The 21,940-nt window shown below is 42.6% G+C and carries 20 protein-coding genes and 3 pseudogenes; 9 read left to right on the top strand and 14 right to left on the bottom strand.

Going from position 1 to position 21,940, the window contains the following annotated elements; translation table 11 throughout:
- Positions 1-24: 24 nt before the first annotated feature.
- The 3 genes and pseudogenes from PAGR_RS12720 to PAGR_RS24310 form a co-directional block, all read right to left on the bottom strand.
- Positions 25-759, bottom strand: coding sequence for an SEN1990 family winged helix-turn-helix DNA-binding protein (locus PAGR_RS12720; protein ID WP_014606015.1), 735 nt, complete (start codon positions 757-759; stop codon positions 25-27).
- A 1,017-nt stretch (positions 760-1,776) separates the two neighbouring features.
- On the bottom strand, positions 1,777-3,495 hold the full coding sequence (locus PAGR_RS12715) for a retron Ec67 family RNA-directed DNA polymerase/endonuclease (RefSeq protein WP_014606014.1): 1,719 nt from the start codon (positions 3,493-3,495) through the stop codon (positions 1,777-1,779).
- A gap of 388 nt (positions 3,496-3,883) precedes the next feature.
- Positions 3,884-4,261 (bottom strand): annotated as a pseudogene (locus PAGR_RS24310) (SEN1984 family lipoprotein).
- A 638-nt stretch (positions 4,262-4,899) separates the two neighbouring features.
- On the opposite strand from PAGR_RS24310, the gene PAGR_RS12705 reads away from it, so the two are divergent.
- Positions 4,900-5,451, top strand: a complete 552-nt coding sequence (locus tag PAGR_RS12705; protein ID WP_019105350.1) for an SEN1982 family lipoprotein — start codon at positions 4,900-4,902, stop codon at positions 5,449-5,451.
- 10 nt (positions 5,452-5,461) lie between these two features.
- A complete protein-coding gene (locus PAGR_RS12700) occupies positions 5,462-5,737 on the top strand; it encodes a hypothetical protein (protein ID WP_014606012.1) in 276 nt (91 codons plus the stop codon).
- A gap of 91 nt (positions 5,738-5,828) precedes the next feature.
- Here the strand turns inward: PAGR_RS12700 and PAGR_RS12695 are convergent, their stop codons facing one another.
- Positions 5,829-6,638, bottom strand: coding sequence for a hypothetical protein (locus PAGR_RS12695; RefSeq protein ID WP_014606011.1), 810 nt, complete (start codon positions 6,636-6,638; stop codon positions 5,829-5,831).
- A 339-nt stretch (positions 6,639-6,977) separates the two neighbouring features.
- Positions 6,978-8,366: a MobQ family relaxase gene (mobQ, locus tag PAGR_RS12690; protein ID WP_014606010.1), complete on the bottom strand. Its 1,389-nt coding sequence runs from the start codon at positions 8,364-8,366 to the stop codon at positions 6,978-6,980.
- Positions 8,367-9,228: 862 nt separating this feature from the next.
- On the opposite strand from mobQ, the gene PAGR_RS12685 reads away from it, so the two are divergent.
- Together PAGR_RS12685 and PAGR_RS12680 are read left to right on the top strand one after the other, a co-directional pair.
- Positions 9,229-9,483, top strand: coding sequence for a hypothetical protein (locus PAGR_RS12685; protein WP_014606009.1), 255 nt, complete (start codon positions 9,229-9,231; stop codon positions 9,481-9,483).
- Positions 9,483-9,767: a conjugal transfer protein TraD gene (locus PAGR_RS12680; protein WP_014606008.1), complete on the top strand. Its 285-nt coding sequence runs from the start codon at positions 9,483-9,485 to the stop codon at positions 9,765-9,767. Before PAGR_RS12685 ends, PAGR_RS12680 begins: the two co-directional genes overlap by 1 nt.
- 304 nt (positions 9,768-10,071) lie before the next feature.
- Here the strand turns inward: PAGR_RS12680 and PAGR_RS24140 are convergent, their stop codons facing one another.
- A complete protein-coding gene (locus PAGR_RS24140) occupies positions 10,072-10,863 on the bottom strand; it encodes a DUF6615 family protein (protein ID WP_014606007.1) in 792 nt (263 codons plus the stop codon).
- Positions 10,864-11,158: 295 nt separating this feature from the next.
- Between PAGR_RS24140 and yafN the strand changes: the two genes are divergently transcribed.
- The 3 genes from yafN to PAGR_RS24135 all read left to right on the top strand — a co-directional run bounded on the left by yafN (position 11,159) and on the right by PAGR_RS24135 (position 12,896).
- Positions 11,159-11,452 carry a type I toxin-antitoxin system antitoxin YafN gene (gene yafN, locus PAGR_RS12670; protein WP_014606006.1) on the top strand — a complete coding sequence of 98 codons (294 nt, stop codon included), beginning with the start codon at positions 11,159-11,161 and terminating at the stop codon, positions 11,450-11,452.
- Positions 11,449-11,853 carry a type II toxin-antitoxin system YafO family toxin gene (locus PAGR_RS12665; protein WP_014606005.1) on the top strand — a complete coding sequence of 135 codons (405 nt, stop codon included), beginning with the start codon at positions 11,449-11,451 and terminating at the stop codon, positions 11,851-11,853. Before yafN ends, PAGR_RS12665 begins: the two co-directional genes overlap by 4 nt.
- A gap of 863 nt (positions 11,854-12,716) precedes the next feature.
- Positions 12,717-12,896 (top strand): hypothetical protein, encoded by a 180-nt coding sequence (locus tag PAGR_RS24135; RefSeq protein ID WP_014606004.1) that lies wholly within the window; start codon positions 12,717-12,719, stop codon positions 12,894-12,896.
- Between the two features lie 193 nt (positions 12,897-13,089).
- Here the strand turns inward: PAGR_RS24135 and PAGR_RS12655 are convergent, their stop codons facing one another.
- The gene (locus tag PAGR_RS12655) at positions 13,090-13,920 is read right to left on the bottom strand and encodes a hypothetical protein (RefSeq protein WP_014606003.1); all 831 of its coding nucleotides are present in this window, start codon (positions 13,918-13,920) and stop codon (positions 13,090-13,092) included.
- A 22-nt stretch (positions 13,921-13,942) separates the two neighbouring features.
- Positions 13,943-14,029, bottom strand: a pseudogene (locus PAGR_RS12650).
- Between the two features lie 168 nt (positions 14,030-14,197).
- Between PAGR_RS12650 and PAGR_RS23525 the strand changes: the two are divergent.
- Positions 14,198-15,365: pseudogene (locus PAGR_RS23525) on the top strand (IS3 family transposase).
- 270 nt (positions 15,366-15,635) lie between these two features.
- Here PAGR_RS23525 and ychF read toward each other — a convergent pair.
- Together ychF and pth are read right to left on the bottom strand one after the other, a co-directional pair.
- Positions 15,636-16,727, bottom strand: coding sequence for a redox-regulated ATPase YchF (gene ychF / locus PAGR_RS12630; protein ID WP_013025517.1), 1,092 nt, complete (start codon positions 16,725-16,727; stop codon positions 15,636-15,638).
- A gap of 106 nt (positions 16,728-16,833) precedes the next feature.
- On the bottom strand, positions 16,834-17,421 hold the full coding sequence (gene pth, locus PAGR_RS12625; protein ID WP_014606001.1) for an aminoacyl-tRNA hydrolase: 588 nt from the start codon (positions 17,419-17,421) through the stop codon (positions 16,834-16,836).
- A 260-nt stretch (positions 17,422-17,681) separates the two neighbouring features.
- Here pth and ychH point away from each other — a divergent pair, with 260 nt between their 5' ends.
- Positions 17,682-17,960 carry a stress-induced protein YchH gene (gene ychH / locus PAGR_RS12620; RefSeq protein WP_013025519.1) on the top strand — a complete coding sequence of 93 codons (279 nt, stop codon included), beginning with the start codon at positions 17,682-17,684 and terminating at the stop codon, positions 17,958-17,960.
- Here the strand turns inward: ychH and PAGR_RS12615 are convergent.
- From PAGR_RS12615 to lolB, 4 genes are all read right to left on the bottom strand, one after another.
- On the bottom strand, positions 17,952-19,106 hold the full coding sequence (locus PAGR_RS12615) for a GGDEF domain-containing protein (RefSeq protein ID WP_014606000.1): 1,155 nt from the start codon (positions 19,104-19,106) through the stop codon (positions 17,952-17,954). The genes ychH and PAGR_RS12615 overlap by 9 nt on opposite strands.
- Positions 19,107-19,326: 220 nt before the next feature.
- On the bottom strand, positions 19,327-20,274 hold the full coding sequence (gene prs, locus PAGR_RS12610) for a ribose-phosphate diphosphokinase (RefSeq protein WP_006118899.1): 948 nt from the start codon (positions 20,272-20,274) through the stop codon (positions 19,327-19,329).
- Between the two features lie 136 nt (positions 20,275-20,410).
- Positions 20,411-21,268, bottom strand: coding sequence for a 4-(cytidine 5'-diphospho)-2-C-methyl-D-erythritol kinase (gene ispE / locus PAGR_RS12605; protein ID WP_013025521.1), 858 nt, complete (start codon positions 21,266-21,268; stop codon positions 20,411-20,413).
- Positions 21,265-21,888, bottom strand: a complete 624-nt coding sequence (gene lolB, locus PAGR_RS12600) for a lipoprotein insertase outer membrane protein LolB (protein WP_014605999.1) — start codon at positions 21,886-21,888, stop codon at positions 21,265-21,267. The genes ispE and lolB overlap by 4 nt, the downstream gene beginning before the upstream one ends.
- Positions 21,889-21,940 lie beyond the last annotated feature (52 nt).

The raw sequence follows: 21,940 nt of genomic DNA, 5'->3' as shown, positions 1-21,940 counted from the left end.
GTTCCTCACTGAATATTCACTTCTTCAGGAAGCAGTTTTTAAGTGAATGTTTAAGTTAACTAAGTCTTTTCTTGCCGCTTCATTTTCCTTCGTTCGTTTGTATACCTTTCTGGGTTTATCGATGTTAATACTATTTTTAGCATTGGGAACGGCGTTATTCTTTTTCTTCTTACTAAAAACAAAAGCATCCGTGTAGATCTCTTTCGTTTCTGTTTCCAACGCTAAGCTTCGTCTTTCTTGCTTTGAGTAATCAGTATAGTTTTCTGGATATTGTTCAATCTCAGCATTAAGACTTCTGGCATTACTTAAATGCTCTTTACGTTTCTCATCAAGTTGATGACTCATACCCTTAGCGAAAATATTTGAGTTGATATACAGATGTCCATGATGCTCAACGAGTATTCCTTTCTGTTTTAGCTTTTTAAAGATGTTTGACATATTACCTGACGCGATATTCAACGCTTTACAGAGTGAAGACTGTGAAAGGTTGATAAGATTTCCGAACTCCATGTATTCTAAAATATAAGTTAATACGCGGAATTCATTCTTAGATATATCTAAATCAGAAAGAATACGAAAGTTGGAAGTGAAAGCAAAAACATAAGGCTGTGCAAATGAGATTGCTTTATCTTCTTCTGTTGCAATAACGGTAGTTGATTTTATATCTTTGTTTTGCAGTAAGTGTCTTGCGATATCAATCTTTTGTTCAGTGTTTAATGTTTCAAATAAACGAAGTAGTTCAGTGTCATTAGTATTCATATTATTCTCTCTTATAGTTTTTATTATGTTATTTTTAATACTATGCAGAAAAATAAAAGTCAATAGTTAAACTATAAATAAAATAGAACTTTTATTATTATGCTATTGCTATATGTTAAAAAACCTATGTTCAAACATAGATCTTGCTATGTCCGAACATAGGACGGATCTATGTGCGCACATAGGTATTTACTATGTTTGAACATAGCAAAAAGAGGTGTGAAACCTTGATTTTATTGGGCTGGGACCGTGCTTATAATTAAATAATTAGTAAGAAGTTAAGAGAGTCTAGCTTTCCTTTTTTCTTATTTACAGAGAGTTTAGGTAGAAATATGTGGTTTTCATGATGATTATATTCAGCGATGTGATTGTTTCGTACAATCACGAAGCGCTGCTTTCTGTTGCTAAATTAATAATCATAGTATTGTCATTAAGAATTAAATTTCCTTTTAACTTTATTAGCGGCTGTCGCCGCTATCTTTTCTGGATAAATCCATCACTAACAGGGCAAGCCCTGTTCCAGCAATGTGATTGTTTTGGACAATCACTAAGTGCTGCTTCTTTGAATATAGTTTTCCTATACGTTTAAGAGCAAATGCTATATGTTATCGCGGTAATGCTGTGTGCAGATATAGGATCAATTTTGTTATTTTATGATGAAATAATCTGAAAAAGATCGTCCCTCCATATACTATCAATATTGAAAAGTAACTTCATCGAGATAAAAACACATATTTCAGAGTTAAGGCGTAGCCGTGCTCATGAAAACAGGTTCATCGTTTTCGATGGAACATGAGCGTTAGCTCATAATATAAATATATTTTCAAAAGAAGATGGAAATAAAAAAAGGAAAATGTTATCACGAAAAAGTTAATTTTTTTTGCTGGAATTGATGAATAACATTAAAATCAAGAGGTATATTATTATGCCAATAAGCTCTTACTATTTATGGCTTGTGTCCTTAAATATGTTAACGGAATAAAGAAATAATTAAAAGGCACATCGCAACGATAAAATTTATTTCTTCGAATGATGCTTGATTATTTCCTCAATTGAATCAAAAATTTTGATGAAATTTTTAAAGTCAATAGTGTCTTTGTTTTTTAGAACAACGTGTTTGGCAAAATATTCTTTACCATATTCATTTGGCTTACAGTCTTTATTGGTATTGTTAAATACTTTACCATTCAATGTAGTGGCTAGTGTTTTAGTATCAAATAAATCTTCCAGCGAAGAGTCTTGACCATCTTTTAAAGGTGTGAATATAACATAAAGGTTTTTTGTAACCCATAACCAATCTACCTTTCTTATATCCTCACGACTTAACTTTATATTAGGAAAAACATTCGACAAGAGCAATGAAAAAATACCCCCGCTTCCAGTGGAACCGCTATCATTATCCAATATAATTATAACGGGGTTAACACCACCATCTGCCTTATACTTCTCTATATTCCGGTCATAATCTTTTATGAAATTTTTGATATGTGAACTGCCATCTTCCAATTTCAGCAAAAATTTTGTTTTTGCATTTTTAATAAAAAATGAAAATTTATAATCATTAATCTCGCCTTTATATGATTTCTTTTTTTCAATAAGAGAAGGATATTTTTTGCACAGTGCGTTTAATGCCACTCTTAAGTAGGTTATATCAGTCTTACCTTCTGTAATAATCGTTGGTTTTGTATTGAAATGAAATCTAGTAAAATAAATGAAATCAGCAAGTAATCTTTCTCGCTTATTAGGCGTATGTTTTGAATTATTGGGAAGGTTGTTATTATACTTATCGATTGAATCAACAAATCCAAGCATGCCTTGAATTTCATTTATTGTTCCAAATCGGGGTTCTCTTGTCTTTTTGTCTATAAGAGTGTATTCTCCGCTAAGAAATAGTTTATGAACCATAGATCTAACTCTACGTGAATATTTATCATCAACTGAAATCTTAGAATTTACAGTTAACCCAGTAACCTCTTGTCTTAGTGTATTAAAGCGTAGGCGAGTCTTATCATTGTTTATACTAAACCCAGCCCTTAGTATTTCTTTAATAAATCCATTATTTAGATTAATCTCTTTGTCACTGTGGTTTGATACAATGGCCTTTGGAAATTTCTTCTTGTTTGTTGATATGGTTATATCATCAGCGTATCGACTATAAGTACATCCATTTTTCTTACAGATATTGTTAAGTCGCTGATCAAGTGATTGTAAAATTAAATTTGAAATTACTGGTGAGCAAGGGCTTCCCTGAGGGAGTTTGTTTTTATAACAAGCTATCTTAGCTATAAGATTGGCAATATTACTATGGAGTTCAAAAAACTTGTTTTTGATGAAATAGCCACTTACTCTCCCATAATTAAATTGATCAAAGAAATTTAAAAGATCAATATTCAGAACCCATTTTTTTGATTTATGTCTCTCAGCATTAGTTATTATATTTTTACCAAGTTCAAAACCATGAGATAATTTATTATTGGATTTGTTCTCATTTCGTATAGTGGTAAGACAATCTAAAAGCAAATCAGAAATTTTTCTTTGAATCTCTTTCAACTCTTCGTCAGGAGCCGAAATAACTCTTTGGGTTTTATTTTTTTTTAATATGGTAAAGTCGGTATAGAGTTTTTCGGTGTCTCTCATATAGACAACTCTAGTTAGAAATACCGGATCTAATTCTAATAACCGAGCGAAGTCTGGTTTACTGAAGCAAAGCTTCAAGCGTGCAAGCTGAGTTGTCATCGTCTCTCCTTGAATAGCGGTGCGCGGGCACTCCTATGCATTTAACCGTTGACCGCAAGATACGCTATGAGAATCATAGCAGGCGAGAACTTGTAACATTGAAAATAAAAGATTGCGAAACACAACCTAAAAATCTGCCTGCGCACCTCTAATTAATATCCCATGATGTAAATCACTTTGCAATTTTTTTTCATTAAATTGCTCTAAATTTATTGTCGCAACTATTCTAAATAGCTTCACGTAATAGCACTACATTTGGAAGTGCGCGCCCTTCCGTCCGCGTTGGCCTCGTTCGATGCGTAGTGAAGCATCAATGTGCGAAGCTATTTAGTTGTGAATTATACGAAATTGAAACCATTTGTCATGTTGACAAGTAGTCATGGCAAGATTAATCCAACATTCCGCGCGAAACCTTACTTGCTGTCTGGCTGAAATTATATCGGTCAACAACATTCCCCTTGAACCAGATCTCAAGGGAGTTCATATGCGTTGTGTTGCTGTTTTTCAGCAGGGCCAGACCGGGGATGTAGTTCGAGATCTGGCTTTCGCCTGACATGCTGGAGTAAGATCACATTTCCTGACCGTCATTGGTAGCTCGTGTTTGTGGTTCTCCGAATGCGTTAATAACATCTTGCTGGGTAGTTTTCTCTTTAACTATTTTGGTTTTTACGGTTTGTTGCGATTCGTCTTTCAGGGATTTGTTGCCATAGGTGGTGCAAGCGGCAAGAGGTAGGATCACCAACGCAGCAATAAACAGTTTTCTCATGTTAACTCCATATAAATAGTAAACGTAAAAATAGGCGCAAAGAATCCGGGGCCAGTGTTGTGCCGCATCTAGCTATTAAAGTTTGTGTTAATTAATAGTGAAGAAAGCCGCTTATCAGAAGCCTGTGAGTTTTTTTTATCTAATCAGCTACCGGCATCCTTCATTGTTGTTTTCCCTGATGTTGCATTAATAAAGGCCAAGGAAGGGCCATAGGGCAGTGCTGGTTGTTAGTCATTAGATTTGACGTTCTATACCCATAAACCTACCCACAAACGGTCCAGTGATCCTTCTGTCTGTTCACTTTATCCAGTAACGATTCATCTAGCAAGAAAATGATCGGTATTACAGATCAATTTGCTATCATTGATAGTTTATAGCGATTGATGATGCTATATCGATCGGTGCTTTAATTGATTTAATCGATCGAATAATTAAATATGATAGTCAATAGTTATCGTTATTTTGATTTTGATCGTTACAAACGATATGACGGCCCACAAAAATAATTGAATCCTATCAATTGGTTAATCAGGTGGTTTTGTTGCGTTATGCCTGTAAGAACAAGCTTTAACGACTACAGGTGCGCAGCAGACTACCTCTACATAACAGCATTGTTGATTATCAGGATGGAAAGGAAGATGAAGAATATTTTGCTCGTTGCTGGTGCTGCTCTCGTTTTGGCAGGATGTGGAGAGAAAGGAGACTTTGAAAAGGCTATCAACGCGAAAATTTCAAAATCAAAGGTGTGCTACTCACTGCAAAACAATGATTTTGCATTTAACAAAGGTTTTCCAGTAAAGGTTAATCATGGCTACCGTTCTGCCGGATACAATGCGGGTGATGATATCCTGAAAGGGCTTGTTGAGCAGGGGCTGCTCACTGTTTCACAACAGGCGAATGGTTTTAGCAGTGTTGATGTTCTGGAAGTAACAGACAAAGGCCAAGAGGTTGAGTTTTGGGACCGTGAGGAAGGTGCCTGTGTCGGTCATCAAGAAGTTTCTGAGATAAAGGACTGGACCGAACCGGGAAACGGTAATCAGAAAGTTGTTCGAGTGTCCTATACATGGAAGCTGGATGGCGTTCCGGGCTGGGTTGATAAAAATGCTTTCTCCAGCGTCAAAGGTATGAATGAACCTGAAGAGAGAATAATTAATCTTGTTAAAACCAGCAATGGCTGGAAAGCGATTTAAGGGGGCTATCATGGAAAACAATACAATCCAGTGTCCGTTTTGCCTGAAAGAAAGCCAGCGGGGTGTTCATGTCTGCACCGGCTGCATGGCGACTGTTTTATATGGAGCCTACCCCCGCTGGTATGCTGTTGTGGTTATCTTACTTACATTCGGCCTGTCTATTCTGATCGGAATGTCTACAGGCATGGCGGGAGCTACTATCAGCCTACCGATAATTGCTGCTATTGGGTTTGTCGCTGGTAAGGCAATTTTCTCTGATAATGTTGTGTTCAGACGAAGAATGTAGTTTTACTACTATTAGTTAACCTGAACCACGTCTGGTTATACAGACGTGGTTTAAATTTGAATTTGAAAACTCATAATTTAATAATGCTTTTTTAATTACCTCTACGATTAAATATATCATCAATTAAACTATTTTCATTACTGTTTGTTAATGTTAAAGATTCTTGAAATGGATGCCCAATCATCACTTCTGTGCTTTGAAGTTTAATATTATTGTCTTTGTTTATAGCATCTTTAAGGTATTTCCATGTTGTATATGAAATTATATCACTTACAAATGTCAAAGCACTATTTTCAGTTTCTATACTGATGTTTATATCTTCTAATGTATCAAACGCAGGCTCTTTATTCCCAGACTCATCTTCTTTCATTACAGTAACTTCGCCACGAAGAAATCTTAAAGGGTATGCTATATCTTTTTTGAATTTATTTATAGTGACGGTTTCAATATGATCACTAATACATTTAAGAGAAAAGGAATTTATTTTTCTAGATATGGCGAGTTTAATTCCATTTATGAGGAATTTTGTCATTAAATGCTCAAATAGAGTGCTGTGTAATAGCTCTTTATTTTTAGAGTATTTATCAGGTGAACCATTGAATCGATGGTATCCTTTAACGTAGAACGCAGAATATGACCATTTTATTTTGTAAATTTTAAGGAGATTTTTTACCCTTAGTATTGCTCTCTCTTTATCATCTTTATTTAATTCTGTCATATGAAGTTTCCCTTCACTAACAAAGTCATTGAAACTTTCATTGATTATATATCTCATTCTAGATAAATCATTTTCATCTAATAAGAAGCCCGCCATGATTCCGAAATCACCAATGTAATGCTCTGTATTTTTTGCATAACCTTTCGCTCCGGATTCATCTATTATAATTACATGTTTCAACATCACTTAACTCCTTGTGTTTCTTTGCGTTTTTAAAAAAAAACCAAAATTATTCTATACCGATTGTTAATTATTTAAAATACTATGTTGCGATTTTTTATTTGGCTGTTTGATATAAATTTCACACATAACATGAACTGTTCAGTTGATGTTTATTAAGCTAAATAGCTACGCGGAATAGTGCTCCACTTTCGACCGTCTCTTGCAAGTAAAGCATCAGGGCTGTGTCCACTACCTAACAGTGCTTAATCGGGCTTGAGATGTGTTGCCCATACACAACATCAGTAAACGGCAGGTGTAGTGGTATTAGGTGCAGCTATTTAGCTATAAGGATTTTAGATGCTATTTCACTCGAATTCTACTCGTATCAAACTTTGGCCCAGATGATTTTTTTCTGGTCGCCGGAATAGGTCTGTAGTCGAGATCGCTATCAAGTTGGGCTGGTTTAACCGCACGGCTTGGAAAACGCCTTATCTCCTCCTTGGTTGGCTTATAATCATCACTGTTGAACCTTGCGCGTCTCTCATGTTCAGCGCGTGGAACATAGATCCCCAGTACCTCATCAAACACGTAGTTTTCGGCAATACGTTTATCGTGCTCAACATCAGAGGCAACGGGCTTCTTCTTGGCCCAGACGAATTTCTCCCTTATATATTCAACCACCAGTAGGGTGAAACGCTTGAACAAACCATCTTGACGAGGTTTAACCTGCTTTCTCTTACTTTTAACAGGAGCGCGTTTAACCGCTCTGGCCGTTGTAGAGGACGGGGTTTTCAGTGTAGTGCGTGTATGAGGTGTAGGGGCAACCAGAACAGGCTGTTGCTCTTCGGATGATGACGACTGCGAACCTGTTTCAGGCAATACGATTTCAACAGGCTCAGGCATTTCTGATACGGTAAAGCTTTTAAGGTCAACAACGATCTGCAGATCTAAATCTTTGAAGGTGTTGTATGTGGCCTGAGCTTCTTGTTTCATCTCATCACGAACAGCCTGTTCAGCAGCACGATTCTCCTGAACGTGCTTACTGTTCCATTTGGCACGATGAACACGCTGCATTGGTGGACGGCTGGTCAATGTTGCCTTGGCAAGCCATAACGCTTTTTCTTCAACATCCAATGTAATAGCAGCGTTTTCGAGTGTTTCAGCGTGTTGAGCATCAATAGAGCGATGATCAATACGTTCATTACTGCCAGCAGCAGTAAGATAGCGATTGGCAATCACTGACCATGATTCGCGCCAAAGGATCACGTTTTTCTTGTCGTTCCAGCTTCTTTCTTTTTTACCGAAGCCATCGGCGGTGATCGATTTTAATGTCAACATCACATGTGCATGAGGATTAGTGCCATCGAGATCGTGAAAGGCGATATCTGCAATCATGCCCTTATCAACGAAAATTTTCTGGCAGTATTCAACAACCAATTTTATTTTATCTTCATTGTTAAGCTCACAGGGAATAGCAACATCAAAATAACGGGCTGTTTGACCATCTTTCTGACGCTCAACCTTTTCTACTTCATTCCATAGGGCGGTAGAGCTTTCAATAATATGGGCGGGTGCGGGAGCAGGTGCTAATATCTGATGATAGAATAAATCTGATCTGTGGCTGAAATCATATGTGTTGCCTGTGCGATCATCTGTTATTTTGCAACGCGCATGGTAGGCAGCCTTCCTACAGGAAGACATGCCCTCAGAACGTTTCACAATTTTAAACTCCAGATGAAATATCGCCATATACTAATTAACCTCAAATATAACCATGCTGCTATTAGTTTTTTGCAAGAAAAACTCTATGTCTTGATCTTGGTTTTGCTTTTAGCTTGCGGCAGGCAACCCCCGGTAGGGCCCACACGCTCACGAAGTGAGTGTATAAGTGGGCATTGTTTTTTCTAGCAATGTAAAAACCGCTTACTTAATTAATACGAAATATATGAATGTCTGTAAAACCAGAACAGAACAAAACGCCAAATTAAGCGGCGCTATATGGATGAAAGGGCGAAGTATTCCGCTATATTAAACAGAGGGGTTTTGGATGGTTTTATATGTAGTTTTCCCTGTTGCACAATTCACAGCTTAAGATGGAAAATTAGAGTGAAAAACTAACAGGTAAAATTAAAAACACTAACGAAAAAAATTAAGTAACGTGGTGAGCATTAGACGAAATAGTTAGTAGTTACTATTGTGTAGTGTTGCTTAATTTAATTTTCCGCCATGATTTTTGCATTTCATTCAACTGGTCAGACCGTCACATCCTTATAGTATGAATATTCTGATACTCTTAAGCTCTCACATATAAATGCTTAATCTACTTAATCGCTCATATATAATCGATTAAGTTAATTATATAGTGGCTAATAACTGAGCTTGCCAACGTAAGTGATATAGGTTAAATAAAATAAAACGTGAAAAGGAGTATGATATGAAGTTAGATGAGTTGGATGAGACAGCATTAATTTTAATTGGCATTAATGCTGCGGCATGAGCTTTAAATACCAGTCTTATGATTTTTTGTTTTATAAAATATAATTAGTTTCCTGTGTTGATAATTATTCAAAATATGGTAAAGGATAATTTATAACAAACGCAAGGAGGTTTAATGTATAAAAATAATGATGAAGCCATTGATTGGGAAGCCAAGCGACTTCTTGATGATGGCATCTATACCGATACAGAACAAGCCTATTTAGAAGCAGAAAAAATAGTAGTTAACATAAGGGATAAAGCAAGGCAGCGCCAGATAAAGCAACAGTTCAAGATGAAAATAAAATCAATCAAGAAACAGATTGGTAATAGTTATGACTATGCTGACATCCCTTATTTCAACAAGAAAAAATATTGGGGAGATGAATAATGACAACAAAGACGATTAAACAACAAATAGCTTCAGCACAGGAACGCCTATACTTCTTGGAAGCTAAAAAGAAACAACAAACGAAAAAAGAAAATACCCGTCAGAAAATTATTTTCGGTGCAGAGGTTGCCAAAGTTTTAGGATGTGATATTGGTTATGTAGATAAGGAACTGGTCTTTGGGATTCTGCTTGATATCCCGAATCTTCATGAAAATGATGTTGATGCCTACAGAGCACAAGGCCAAGCCTATATCGAAAGTGTTTTAAATAAATCTAAGTCCTAATCATGTTTTTCACGTCCGAACGGTGAACCGGCCTAAAACTTGCTTCAATGACTGAAGCCTGCAGAAATGGTGGAAACAACAATACGCTTGTTCTGACATCTTTATAAATTAAATGATGGCTAATCTGTTTTTAATGAGTATCAGTAAAAATAATAAATGAAAAAACAAGACTGTTTATTATCTGAATTTGTACCAGTTTTTTGGGTATTCTGTCTTTTTTGAGCTATCATCACTCAACTATACAGATTAAAAAGCTGAACCAAGGTATATCTGAATGAGAAGCGGGCGTTAAAGCCCGCTGTATTTACTCGTTTAATTTTTCATCGGTATCTATAAGTAAAATTCGCCTTGGATAAAATCCCAACTCGTGATCGTAATACTCACTGGGCATTTGTTTGAAAGAACTTAGGTGGCCCATTTCACTAATCCACCCCCAAGGATTCTTATAGACCTTTGCTTCTATCTCGAAACGCTGAATATTTATCGTTCCATTCTGCTCAGGTGCAAAAGCTATGTTTGGACACTCGGCAAGACATCGTAGCGGCACTGTTTCAGGGAACTGGTGTATCTTTTCGAACGTTCTCCAGCCTCTATTTTTAAGAGCCGTTTTAATATTTTTTAAGGGAGTGACGGTACAACCAAGCTTTGTTAAATCAAAATCATGTGGGCAATTCCATTCATTTGGACAATTACTAGGATCTAAATGATTGTAAAAAACATATAAAGGAATTGCCTGATTGGCCTGTGCATATTGTTCAAGGATATCATGCTGAAACAATGCACTTGTCCCTACACCAACTTTGTGATTCAAAGAGGTGTAACGATTAGATTTAGCATCAAGTTTTTTCGCTTGGACAGCGTATCGTAAATAGCCTTGGTTGCGATTGCCAATCCACCACTCCCAATCTGTTCCTTTTACACTTTCCACATCTTTAGGTGTTTGAATGATTTTTATTTCAGAAAGATTTTGCGATGCAAGATATAGTAAAATATTATCAGTAAGAGTTTCCTCTCCTTGGGAAATTCCGTATTTCTTTCCATTTCCAATTTTATCCCAGACATCGTCGCAAACAGTGTTCAAGTGATGCTTAAGCATAGACACTCCTTGTTAATTTATTGCCGCGATAGAAGCCTAAATTTAACGGCTGCTAACTGGCTATTATAAATAAAAATAACTGCACTTAAAAATTTTTATTAGCCGAAGGGTTGGTTTTACACTAAGCCTTACAGCTGGTCTTGTTTTGGCAACGTAAACACTACCACGCTTTTTTAGCTCATCTTGTGATCATTGGCAGGCTTCAATTCCCTCCGTATATTTTATAAACAAAAAATTGATGCACAATTTGTTGTGCATTATAATGTATGTAATAAAACACGTTTTAAGGTGATCTATGGAACGCATTCTCGCAGAAAAATCTATCAACATCACCGAGTTAAGAAAGAACCCGGCGAAATATTTTATTGATGAACCGGTTGCCGTTCTTTCCAACAACCGTCCCGCTGGTTACATGGTCAGTGCCAAGGTTTTTGAAGAGCTGCTCGATCTGTTGGAAGAAAAGCAGGGTCGGGTGCATGCTGCTGCGCGTTTCAGGCCAACGGCTGAACGTTTAAGTGATATTGCGGATAGTGGACACAAACTGCTGCAAAACCCCTCTGACAAGGATCTGACCGAGTTCACGGAATGAGTATCAGGATTTTCAAGTCAGCACTGATCCGTCAACAATTAAGCCAACAAGAGCTTGATGATTTAGCAGCGGATTTTCTGTCCTATAAAAAGGATGGCGTGTTGCCAGATACCTTTGGGCGTGATGCGCCTTATGATGATGACCGCACCTATCCCTTGGTAAAAGAAGAGCAGGTGGCCCACATTCATCTTGCCGATGCGGATGCCCCTTTCCCGAAGTTTTTACGTCAGTTCAAACGAACCAGCGATCAGGCGCATTTGGTATACTGCCAAGGTGCGATGGATCCCGATGCCTATCTGCTGATTATCATCCTGAAACCTGAAGCGCATAAAATGGCGCGCAACAATAACTATATGCATAAGATCGGGATGATAGCCGAAGCGTTCAAGATGAAGTATTAAGTTGGTCAAAAAACACTCTGTCATTTAGGGCAGAAAAATATATGGGGGCATCATTGGGGGCATGTAGATAGTTGAAACAGGATATTAGTTAATATTATCAATGTTATATAAATCAGGTTTTGTTCCTATTATCGCACCATCTTTTATAATAAAATCATCTGGTTACCGTTGCATTTTTTTGCTTTTTTTAACACGAATGTGCATTTTTGCGCGTTGTGTGTGTGGCAAAATTGTGGCATATACAGTTAAATTGTTTGTGGCTCAATGCAAAGGTATGCTAATAGCATGTGTAACCTTGTAGCCCCGCCTGTCTTGTCTTTTGGGCAGTATTGCTACTATGATGGCTTCTGGTTACAGATATTTTCAGTCCAGTTCACTGATTGCACGGATGGGTCGAAAGGATGTTACTACAAAAAAATACATTTAAACACGTTTAGTAGACCATTTGGATATTTGCATTCACTTGACTACCCACTTACATTTTACTACTGTCATCTCTGACAAAATAATGCATCCAATATCCAGCTAAATTGACAGGCGTCTTTGAGCGAGAAGCGGAAGTTCACTAAATCCTGAATCATCAGGAATGGGCGCAGGCCCATAGATCTCTATGCTCGCTTCCAAGGTAGCGTAACCACTCTCTAAAAGAGAATGGCGCGGATTTCAGGGTTACTTACAGTCTATTTAATAAGAAATAAAAGTAGCTTTAATTAACTAAGCAACTATAGATGAAAAGAACAATAATTCTGATACTAATAACCGTTGGTTAACTGGCTGGTTGTGGCGAGAAAACGCCAAAGTGTAGTTGTGATGACGCAAAAAATCTGGTCGTGGATATCGCCAGAAAGACAATCCAGAAAGGTATGACACTGGATAAGGATGTGCATATTTCTGTTGAAAATGTCAGAACAATAAGCCACGAATCAGGCCTTGATGTCTATCAGTGTGCGGCTGATTTAACATTCACAAAACCAGACCTGAAAAATTCTCTACCAATCACCTACCGAATTCAGAAAAATGATGAAGGTAAAGGTCAGTTCTAAATAAACGTATCAGGCTTATAAAAAAGCATGTAATCTACTCACGCCAAACATTGACTTGGCTTGAGACTCATAGCATAAGTACTGAGAGTTATAACTATTTTTATTGCACTGTCAATAAATACATCAACTTCACATTATTATTCATATCATTACTCACAATCAATAAACCGCCGTATTATACTTTATACAGGCATCAAACGATTCCTTGTACATACAACTGTTCAATTTTTTCTTTTACTTTGAATCTGTTTATGAAGAGAAACTCTTTATCTACCTGCGAAATGCTGGGAAAGTTGTTATTAATAAACTTATAAAACTTACGTTCTTGATTGTCTTTTCCATTAACGCCAAGAATGTTTTTATAGATAACCTCAAGTTTTTTTTCATTAATAATCGCGGCGAAAGACTCAATACTTGAAATAGTTGGAGTTAATTCATCGTCAATATGACGAATAAATCTGATAGTAATGGCTATTAGTGTAGAAAAATCTTTTAGCGTAATTCGACCAGAGTCAAAATTATTTAATGTTTCACTAATCGATATTGCTGCATGATTTTCTCTGATGTCCGCCTCATGGTTAATCAAAACTTTCCGATAGTGGGCAGATAAATCAGTGTTACTATCGTGCACTATCTTGTTCCTCCAGCGTATGAGAAGAACAACCATGGGCTCCCAATAAGGCAAAATATTATGAACTTGCTTAGATAATTTTGTAATTTTTTCAACTGCACCATCAGCAGCACAAGCAGTTTGAATAGAACTACTTTGATTCGCGCAATTGCCAATAAATGATATGTAATTTAGAAGAGACTCTTCAACGAAGACAAGTGAAGATTTTATTGCATGTGCCCTGGCACTAAGAGCAGTAGCTTTAGGGTCTCTAGGATTCCAGGAGATTGTAAGTTCGTCGGATTTTGTCACCACGCCATTAGCAACACCATCAAGCCCAACGCAAATTGTATTAAGAAGGAATACTGAATTACCAACTGACTTTAAAAATTGTTTTAAGCCTTCGCTTTCCACAAATAAACCTCAAAAAATGTGATGGTACCGTTGGGGCTCGAACCCAAGATCTCCTGCGATAAAATCTAAGATAATAAGCAGGCGTCTTAACCAACTCGACTACAGTACCAATGAAAAAATATATTTTAAAAATTAATATGTCAACTGTTACGCAGCGAATTTAACAGTTTTTTTTCAACGGGCAATGTCTACATTGTTCATAAGACCGAATAAAATCTTACCCAGCTATAGTGGACACGCGACTAAGTGAGTAAACTCTCAACCAGAGTTAGCTCACATGACAAAATCCGTACCAGTCTGTAAAAAGCCCCGCAAACAATACACGCCGGAATTTCGCGATGAAGCCCTTAAACTCGCTGAACACATCGGCGTTGCCGCTGCCGCACGCGAACTCAGCCTGTATGAGCCGCAGCTCTGTAACTGGCGCAGCAAACAGCAGAGCCAGGCAACGTCTTCTGAACGAGAGAGCGAACAGGCTGCTGAGATTGCCCGCCTCAAGCGGCAACTGGCGCAGCGTGATGAGGAGCTGGCCATTCTCCAAAAGGCCGCGACATACTTCGCGAAGCGCCTGAAATGAAGTATGTCTTTATCCAACAGCATCAGGCTGAATTCAGCATTAAGGCGATGTGACGGGTACTGCGGGTTGCCCGCAGCAGCTGGTATGCCTGGCGTAAACGGCGCACGGTCGTCAGCGCCCATCAGCAGTTCCGGCGTGGCTGCGACAGCGCCGTCCGGGAAGCATTCACCCGCGCAAAGCAGCGTTACGGTGCTCCCCGGCTGGCGGATGAACTTCGTGAGCAGGGGCGGAAGTTTAACGTGAAAACCGTGGCTGCGAGCCTGCGCCGTCAGGGGCCCAGAGCAAAAGCTGCCAGGAAGTTCAGCCCGGTCAGCTACCGTGAGCATGGCCTGCCGGTGTCGGAGAATCTGCTGAAGCAGGATTTCAGCGCCAGCGGCCCGAACCAGAAGTGGTCAGGAGACATCACATAGTTACGTACCGACGAGGGCTGGTTATATCTAACGGTGGTCATCGACCTGTGGTCGCGGGCAGTTATCGGCTGGTCGATGTCATCACGGATGACAGCGCAACTGGCCTGTGATGCGCTGCAAATGGCACTGCACTGTGGCGGCGTAAACGCCCGGAAAATGTCATCGTACAAACAGATCGTGGCGGGCAATACTGTTCAGTGGATTATCAGACTCTGCTAAAGCGGTACAACCTGCGTGGTAGCATGAGTGCAAAGGGGAACTGTTATGACAATGCCTGCGCGGAAAGCTTCTTCCACTCCCTGAATGTGGAATGTATCCATGGCGAGCGCTTTGCCAGCCGGGAAACGATGCGGACGGCGGTGTTTAGTTATATCGAGTGTGATTACAATCGCTGGCGACGCCACAGGGCCTGCGGCGGTCTCAGTCCGGAACAGTTTGAAAACCAGAACCTCGCTTAGAGCCGTGTCCACATTACGCGGGTAGGATCAGTGCAGCATTATGTATCAGTGAGCATAACGGGGCCTTGTTTATTTATTATACCGTTATTGTACTCACTTAAAATGAAGATGAAAGAATATTGTACTCATCCATGTACTCATTTTTGACAGCGTTGTTATGAGATGAATTGAGACATTGTGAAATGAAAAATCCACGCAATTGCATGGATTTTATATGGTTTCTCCGTTGATATGAGATTCAGCGAAACCTCATGAGACAGCAGATTTTATTTAGACGTTAAACAAGAAGTTCATCACATCGCCATCTTTAACAATGTACTCTTTACCTTCTGAACGCATTTTTCCGGCTTCTTTCGCGCCTTGCTCGCCCTTATAGGCAATAAAGTCTTCGAACGCGATGGTCTGCGCACGGATAAAGCCCTTCTCGAAGTCGGTATGAATTTTACCGGCGGCCTGTGGCGCGGTGGCACCGACAGGGATAGTCCATGCGCGAACTTCTTTCACGCCAGCGGTGAAATAGGTTTGCAGGTTCAGCAGGGAGTAACCGGCGCGGATCACGCGGTTCAGGCCTGGCTCTTCAATGCCCAACTCGGCCATAAACTCATCACGATCTTCATCTTCCAGCTCGGCGATGTCGGACTCAACGGCGGCGCAGACGGGCACCACAACAGAACCTTCTTTAGCCGCAATTTCGCGCACTTTATCCAGATAGGGGTTGTTCTCAAAACCGTCTTCGTTGACGTTGGCGATGTACATGGTGGGCTTCAGCGTCAGGAAACTCAGGTAACGCAGGGCGGCCTTGTCTTCTTCCGTCAGATCCAGCGCGCGCAGCATGCCCGCATTTTCTAAATGCGGCAGGCATTTTTCCAGTGCGGCCTGTTCTGCTTTAGCGTCTTTATCGCCGCCTTTGGCTTTCTTCTGTACGCGCTGCAGAGCACGTTCACAGGTGTCCAGATCCGCCAGCGCCAGCTCGGTGTTGATGGTTTCAATATCATCAGCCGGATCGACTTTGTTATTCACGTGAATGATATTGTCGTTCTCGAAGCAGCGCACCACGTGACCAATCGCTTCGGTCTCACGGATGTTGGTCAGGAACTGGTTGCCCAGGCCTTCACCTTTGGAGGCGCCTTTTACCAGGCCGGCGATATCAACGAATTCCATGGTGGTGGGCACTACGCGCTGCGGCTTAACGATCTCAGACAGCTGATCCAGACGCAGGTCTGGCATAGGGACGACGCCAGTATTGGGTTCAATCGTGCAGAAGGGGAAGTTAGCCGCTTCAATACCCGCTTTAGTCAGCGCGTTAAAAAGAGTGGATTTACCGACATTTGGCAGGCCCACGATACCGCATTTGAATCCCATGGTTTAGTACCCTTTATAGCTGTATGGGCAGAGCCATTAGCAGGCTCCGCCGGAAACGTAAGATAATTTTCGCGCATTATACACAGATTCGCGACAATCTGGGCGATTAGACAGGCTTAAAGGCATGCAGGCGGTTCATCGCCTTGATGCGGTCTTCCTTTAGCCACAGTTCGGTGCAGCGCGCCGCCTCGTCAATGGCATCATCAATCAGTTTTTGCTCGCTGGCTGGGGGCTTGCCCAAAACAAAGCCGGTGACCTTATTGCGATCGCCGGGATGGCCGATGCCAATCCGCAGGCGGTGAAAGTTATTGTTGTTGCCGAGCTTGCTGATAATGTCTTTCAGGCCGTTATGCCCGCCATGTCCGCCGCCTTGTTTAAATTTGGCGATGCCAGGGGGAAGGTCCAGTTCATCATGGGCCACCAGGATCTCTTCCGGCGCGATGCGATAGAAGGTCGCCATGGCTGCCACGGCTTTGCCGCTGAGATTCATAAACGTGGTCGGCACCAGCAAGCGCACGTCTTCACCGGCTAAAGCCAGTCGTGCCGTATAGCCATAAAATTTGGCTTCTTCTTTCAACGACTGATTGTGACGCTCAGCCAGCAAGTCCAGATACCAGGCACCCGCATTGTGGCGCGTGGCGGCATATTCCGCGCCGGGATTCGCCAGGCCCACAATCAGTTTTATGCTGCTCACAAGGAATATCCTGCTGTAATAACTCAAGGGCGATAGTTTACTGTGCCGCGACGCGGATCACAAAGACCGCGCCAGGGAAATTATTAGTGTCAGTGATTAATTATTTTTCATCTAAATCAATAAACTGGAATAACGTATTGGTCACAAATCATCTGGCCTTTATGTGAGTTAGTGCACAAATTAGCCTGAGGGCATTGCCTACACTACTATCAGTTTAACATTGTGTGCGCTCATCCGACCGCGCATAAAGGAGGTGAAAGATGAAACGTCATCACTCACGCATGGCAGGTAATGCCTTGATGGGAATTGGACTCGTGACCATGCTTCTCGGCATCGGTTTTTCGATTATCAACCAGCTGCCTTCGCTTGATTTACCACAGATGCTGGCTCAGGGCGCGATGTTCGGCATTTTCTTTGGCGCACTGTTATGGCTGGTAGGCGCCTGTATTAGCGGTCGTGAAAAAGTAGAAGATCGCTATTACTGGGTGCGCCATTATGGCGATAAACGCTGTCGCCGCACCCATCATTCGTCACATTAGATTTTCTGACATAACCAGGTAAGGTTCTGTCCGATTTCTGCCCTTGGCTTTGGCGCGATAGAGTGCTTTATCCGCCAGAGCCATCAGTTGACCAAAATCTATTTCGCCGTTATCTGCAGTCGCAAAACCGATACTGACTGAATAGGCGATCTGGCCGGGACGCGAATGCTGAACGGTCTGGCGTACCTGTTCGCACCACACTCGGGCTTGCTCAAAGCGGAGCGGCAGCAGTGCTGCAAACTCCTCACCGCCCAGTCTTGCAAAGCGGCCATCCTGTGGCAGCGTTCCCGAGACCCTGTTACAAAAATCAATTAACACCCGATCCCCTTGCTGGTGCCCGTAGCGGTCATTGATCCCTTTAAAATGATCAAGGTCGAATAACACCACCGTCAGCGCTTTGTTTTGCTTCAGGCAAAACCGGATCATAGCGTCCGCCCCGGAAAACAGTGCACGACGATTCCAGATATTGGTTAGCGGGTCATGAAGCGAGGCGTCCTTGAGGGCATTACGGGTGCGTTCATTCACCATAGCTAATATGGTGACAGTGAAGCCAATCACGAAAAGCATGGATTCCAGAATCACGTAGATCGAAAAGTCAGAACCGCTGATCGCCCCCTGTATGCCAACAGGACGGGTGTTATCCAGAAATAATCGGGCGACGTGAAAAAGCAGGTGAGTCCAGAGCAATAATTGTGCGGGCCAAAAGGTGGTATTCATATCACGGCGTGCCAGCCAGAGCAGATAAATGAGTGCGGCGGTATAGGCGATGCAAAGCAGGCAGAGCACCAAAACACGCAGTGATAAGCTGTAATAAAAGGTCGGAAACAGGCAGAGCAGAGACCACAGTGCCGCCCCTGCTAAGCCGGTCATGCCTGGGGATTTACCACAGAATGTGCGAAAAGCGCTAAATAACCCCCCGTAGGCCAGCATCACTAATACGTTGCTTACGGCCACCGGCAAGAACTGGTCGCCCCTGCTGCGCAAACTGCTGAGAAAAAAGGCAACAAGCGTGAGCACGATGGCGACACAGACATAGCCCAAAATGCGGTCATAGTGAGATCCGACCCAGGCAAAGATCATAATCAGGCTCATAAACCCCAGTACGTAGAGTTCGCAAATAAATAACGTAAAGACGTCGAGGTTCATAGTGGGCGGCGATCGCAATAAAAAGTGCGGGCAAATTACCACTCAACTCAGAAAGGCAAAAGGCCAGATAACATAATTTCAGCGAAAGAGTTTTTCGTAGTGATCGTGACAATAACTGAGGTCACTCATAATGAAAATTTCTGAAAACCAAGCAGCTTTGTCGGAGGGAATAAACAGGAGACAAAAGAAAAGGCCGGGCATAATGCCCGGCCTGCGAAGATTAATGTTCGAACATTGCCGAAATGGACTCTTCGTTACTGATGCGGCGAATCGCTTCGGCCAGCATACCTGACAGCGTCAGGGTACGGACGTTTGGCAGCGACTTCATCTCTTCTGATAACGGAATGGTGTCACAGACGATAACCTGATCGATAACAGATTTACGCAGGTTTTCCACCGCATTGCCAGAGAAGATAGGGTGCGTAGCGTAAGCGAACACGCGCTTGGCACCGCGCTCTTTTAACGCTTCTGCGGCTTTGCACAGTGTGCCGCCGGTGTCGATCATGTCGTCGACCAGCACACAGTCACGGCCCGCAACGTCACCAATGATATGCATGACCTGAGAAACGTTCGCACGCGGGCGACGTTTATCGATGATTGCCATATCGGTGTCGTTCAGCAGTTTGGCAATGGCACGAGCGCGCACTACGCCACCAATGTCCGGAGACACAACAATCGGGTTTTCCAGACCGATTTGTAACATATCTTCCAGCAGAATCGGGCTGCCGAATACGTTATCAACCGGGACGTCAAAGAAGCCCTGGATCTGCTCGGCGTGCAGGTCAACCGTCAGAACACGGTCAACACCGACGCTGGAAAGGAAGTCAGCCACAACTTTAGCCGTAATAGGCACACGGGCGGAGCGCACGCGGCGGTCCTGGCGGGCATAACCAAAGTAGGGGATAACAGCGGTAATACGACCAGCTGAAGCACGACGCAGCGCGTCGACCATCACGACCAGTTCCATCAAATTATCATTGGTGGGAGCACAGGTGGACTGGATGATGAAAATATCACCACCGCGTACATTTTCATTAATCTGTACGCTTACTTCGCCATCACTGAAACGGCCAACGGCGGCGTCTCCCAGGCTGGTGTAAAGGCGGTTGGCAATACGTTGTGCTAGTTCCGGGGTGGCGTTACCAGCAAAAAGCTTCATATCAGGCACGAGAAGAACCTCAGGCTTTGCGTCCAGAGAATGAACGTCATGACAGTAACCGGCGAATACTGTCGTGAACGTTCACACGGGTATGTGAGTGCGAAACGTGCTGTGTCTGGAACAGGGTGACACAGTCACGCTATCGCTAATCGCCTTGCAGAGTACGCTGTAACGGCGAGACGTTAAGGCCTCGAGCTACAAAACCGCGCACCCATGGTGGGGCAAGTTCCAGCACCTGGCGAGCAGCATGCTCGGTGTCAAATTCAGCAAACACACAAGCACCTGTCCCCGTCAGGCGCGACGGCGCGTATTCTAGCAGCCATGAAACAAGCTCATCAACCTCACGAAAACGTTTTCTTACTACTGATTCGCAATCGTTGACGAACGGAGCCTGTAAAAGTGCTGATAAACTGCGCACGGGCGTGTCACGGGTAAGCGCCGGATCGTTGAAGACCACCGGCGTGGCCACGCTGACGCCTGGATGGGCAACAAGATACCATTTTTCTGCAGGCGATGCTGGAGAAAGCACCTCACCGACGCCTTCGGCAAAGGCGGCATAGCCTTTAACAAAAACCGGGACGTCGGCGCCCAGTTTCACGCCCAGCTCCGCCAGCGCCTCAGGGGAAAAGCCGGTCTGCCACAGGTGGTTTAGCGCAACCAGCACGGTTGCGGCATTCGACGAGCCGCCGCCCAGCCCGCCGCCCATGGGCAAACGCTTTTCAATGGCAATGCGCGCACCGGCCCTGGCAGGCAGGCTGCCGTTTTCACGCGCCGCCGACTTGAGGCTCTCTGCCGCCCGGACAATCAGGTTTTGCGCATCCGGCACGCCAGGCACCGGCGTTAACAGCCTGATCTCATCGCTCGTGTCGGGCGTGATTGTCAGGCTGTCGCCATAATCAAGAAACTGAAACAGGGTTTGCAGATTATGGTAACCATCAGGCCGACGACCGGTGATGTACAAAAACAGATTCAGTTTTGCCGGAGCAGGCCAGGTGGTCATCATTTCAGCGTCCAGTTATCCATACGTAATTTAATACGCTGATCGCCTTCTTTTAACTCCAGGCTGGCCGGAAGCGGTGGATTGACCTTGTTGTCATAGTCAGCAATGGTCACCTGCCAGGTCTGGCCGTCATGCTTGTAGGTCAGGCTGCTTAGCTGGTACTGATCGTTGAGCTGGTAATCGGTCGCATCGCCCGGCAGGCCCATCATCCACTGGCGCAGGTTGGTCAGCGGGATATCCATGCCGGTCAGCTGCGAAATCATCTTCTGCGCATCGTTGCTGACATAACGTTTGCCTTTGTTGTCCACAATCTGCACCACTGAACCCTGAGCATCCAGCTGAAGCTCGGTGCTGCCTAACGGGTTGGTTAACAGCAGGCGATAGCGGTCGGCCGCGGTCTGCTGCCAGTTAAAGCGGGCATAGACTTTTTGTTTATCCGACAGATAGGCGAACGCGCCGCGCGTCTGATACTGGGTCACGTGGCTGACGGCTTGCTGATGCTGTTGCCACTGTGGCGCGGTGACGCTCGGGCCAGGACCTTGTGGTTTATTGATGCTACAGGCAGCCAGCAAAACACTGGCAAGGGGTAAAAGGCGCAACAGGTTGCGTGTAGAAGTCAGCATCAAGTGGTCATCTCCTCGGACACATTTTTAATTGATAACAGGTAACGCTAAC

The organism is Pantoea ananatis PA13 (genome assembly GCF_000233595.1).
GTDB lineage: Bacteria > Pseudomonadota > Gammaproteobacteria > Enterobacterales > Enterobacteriaceae > Pantoea > Pantoea ananatis.
Note: the sequence above shows the minus strand (reverse complement) of the source record. Positions and strands in the feature narration are given on the sequence as shown.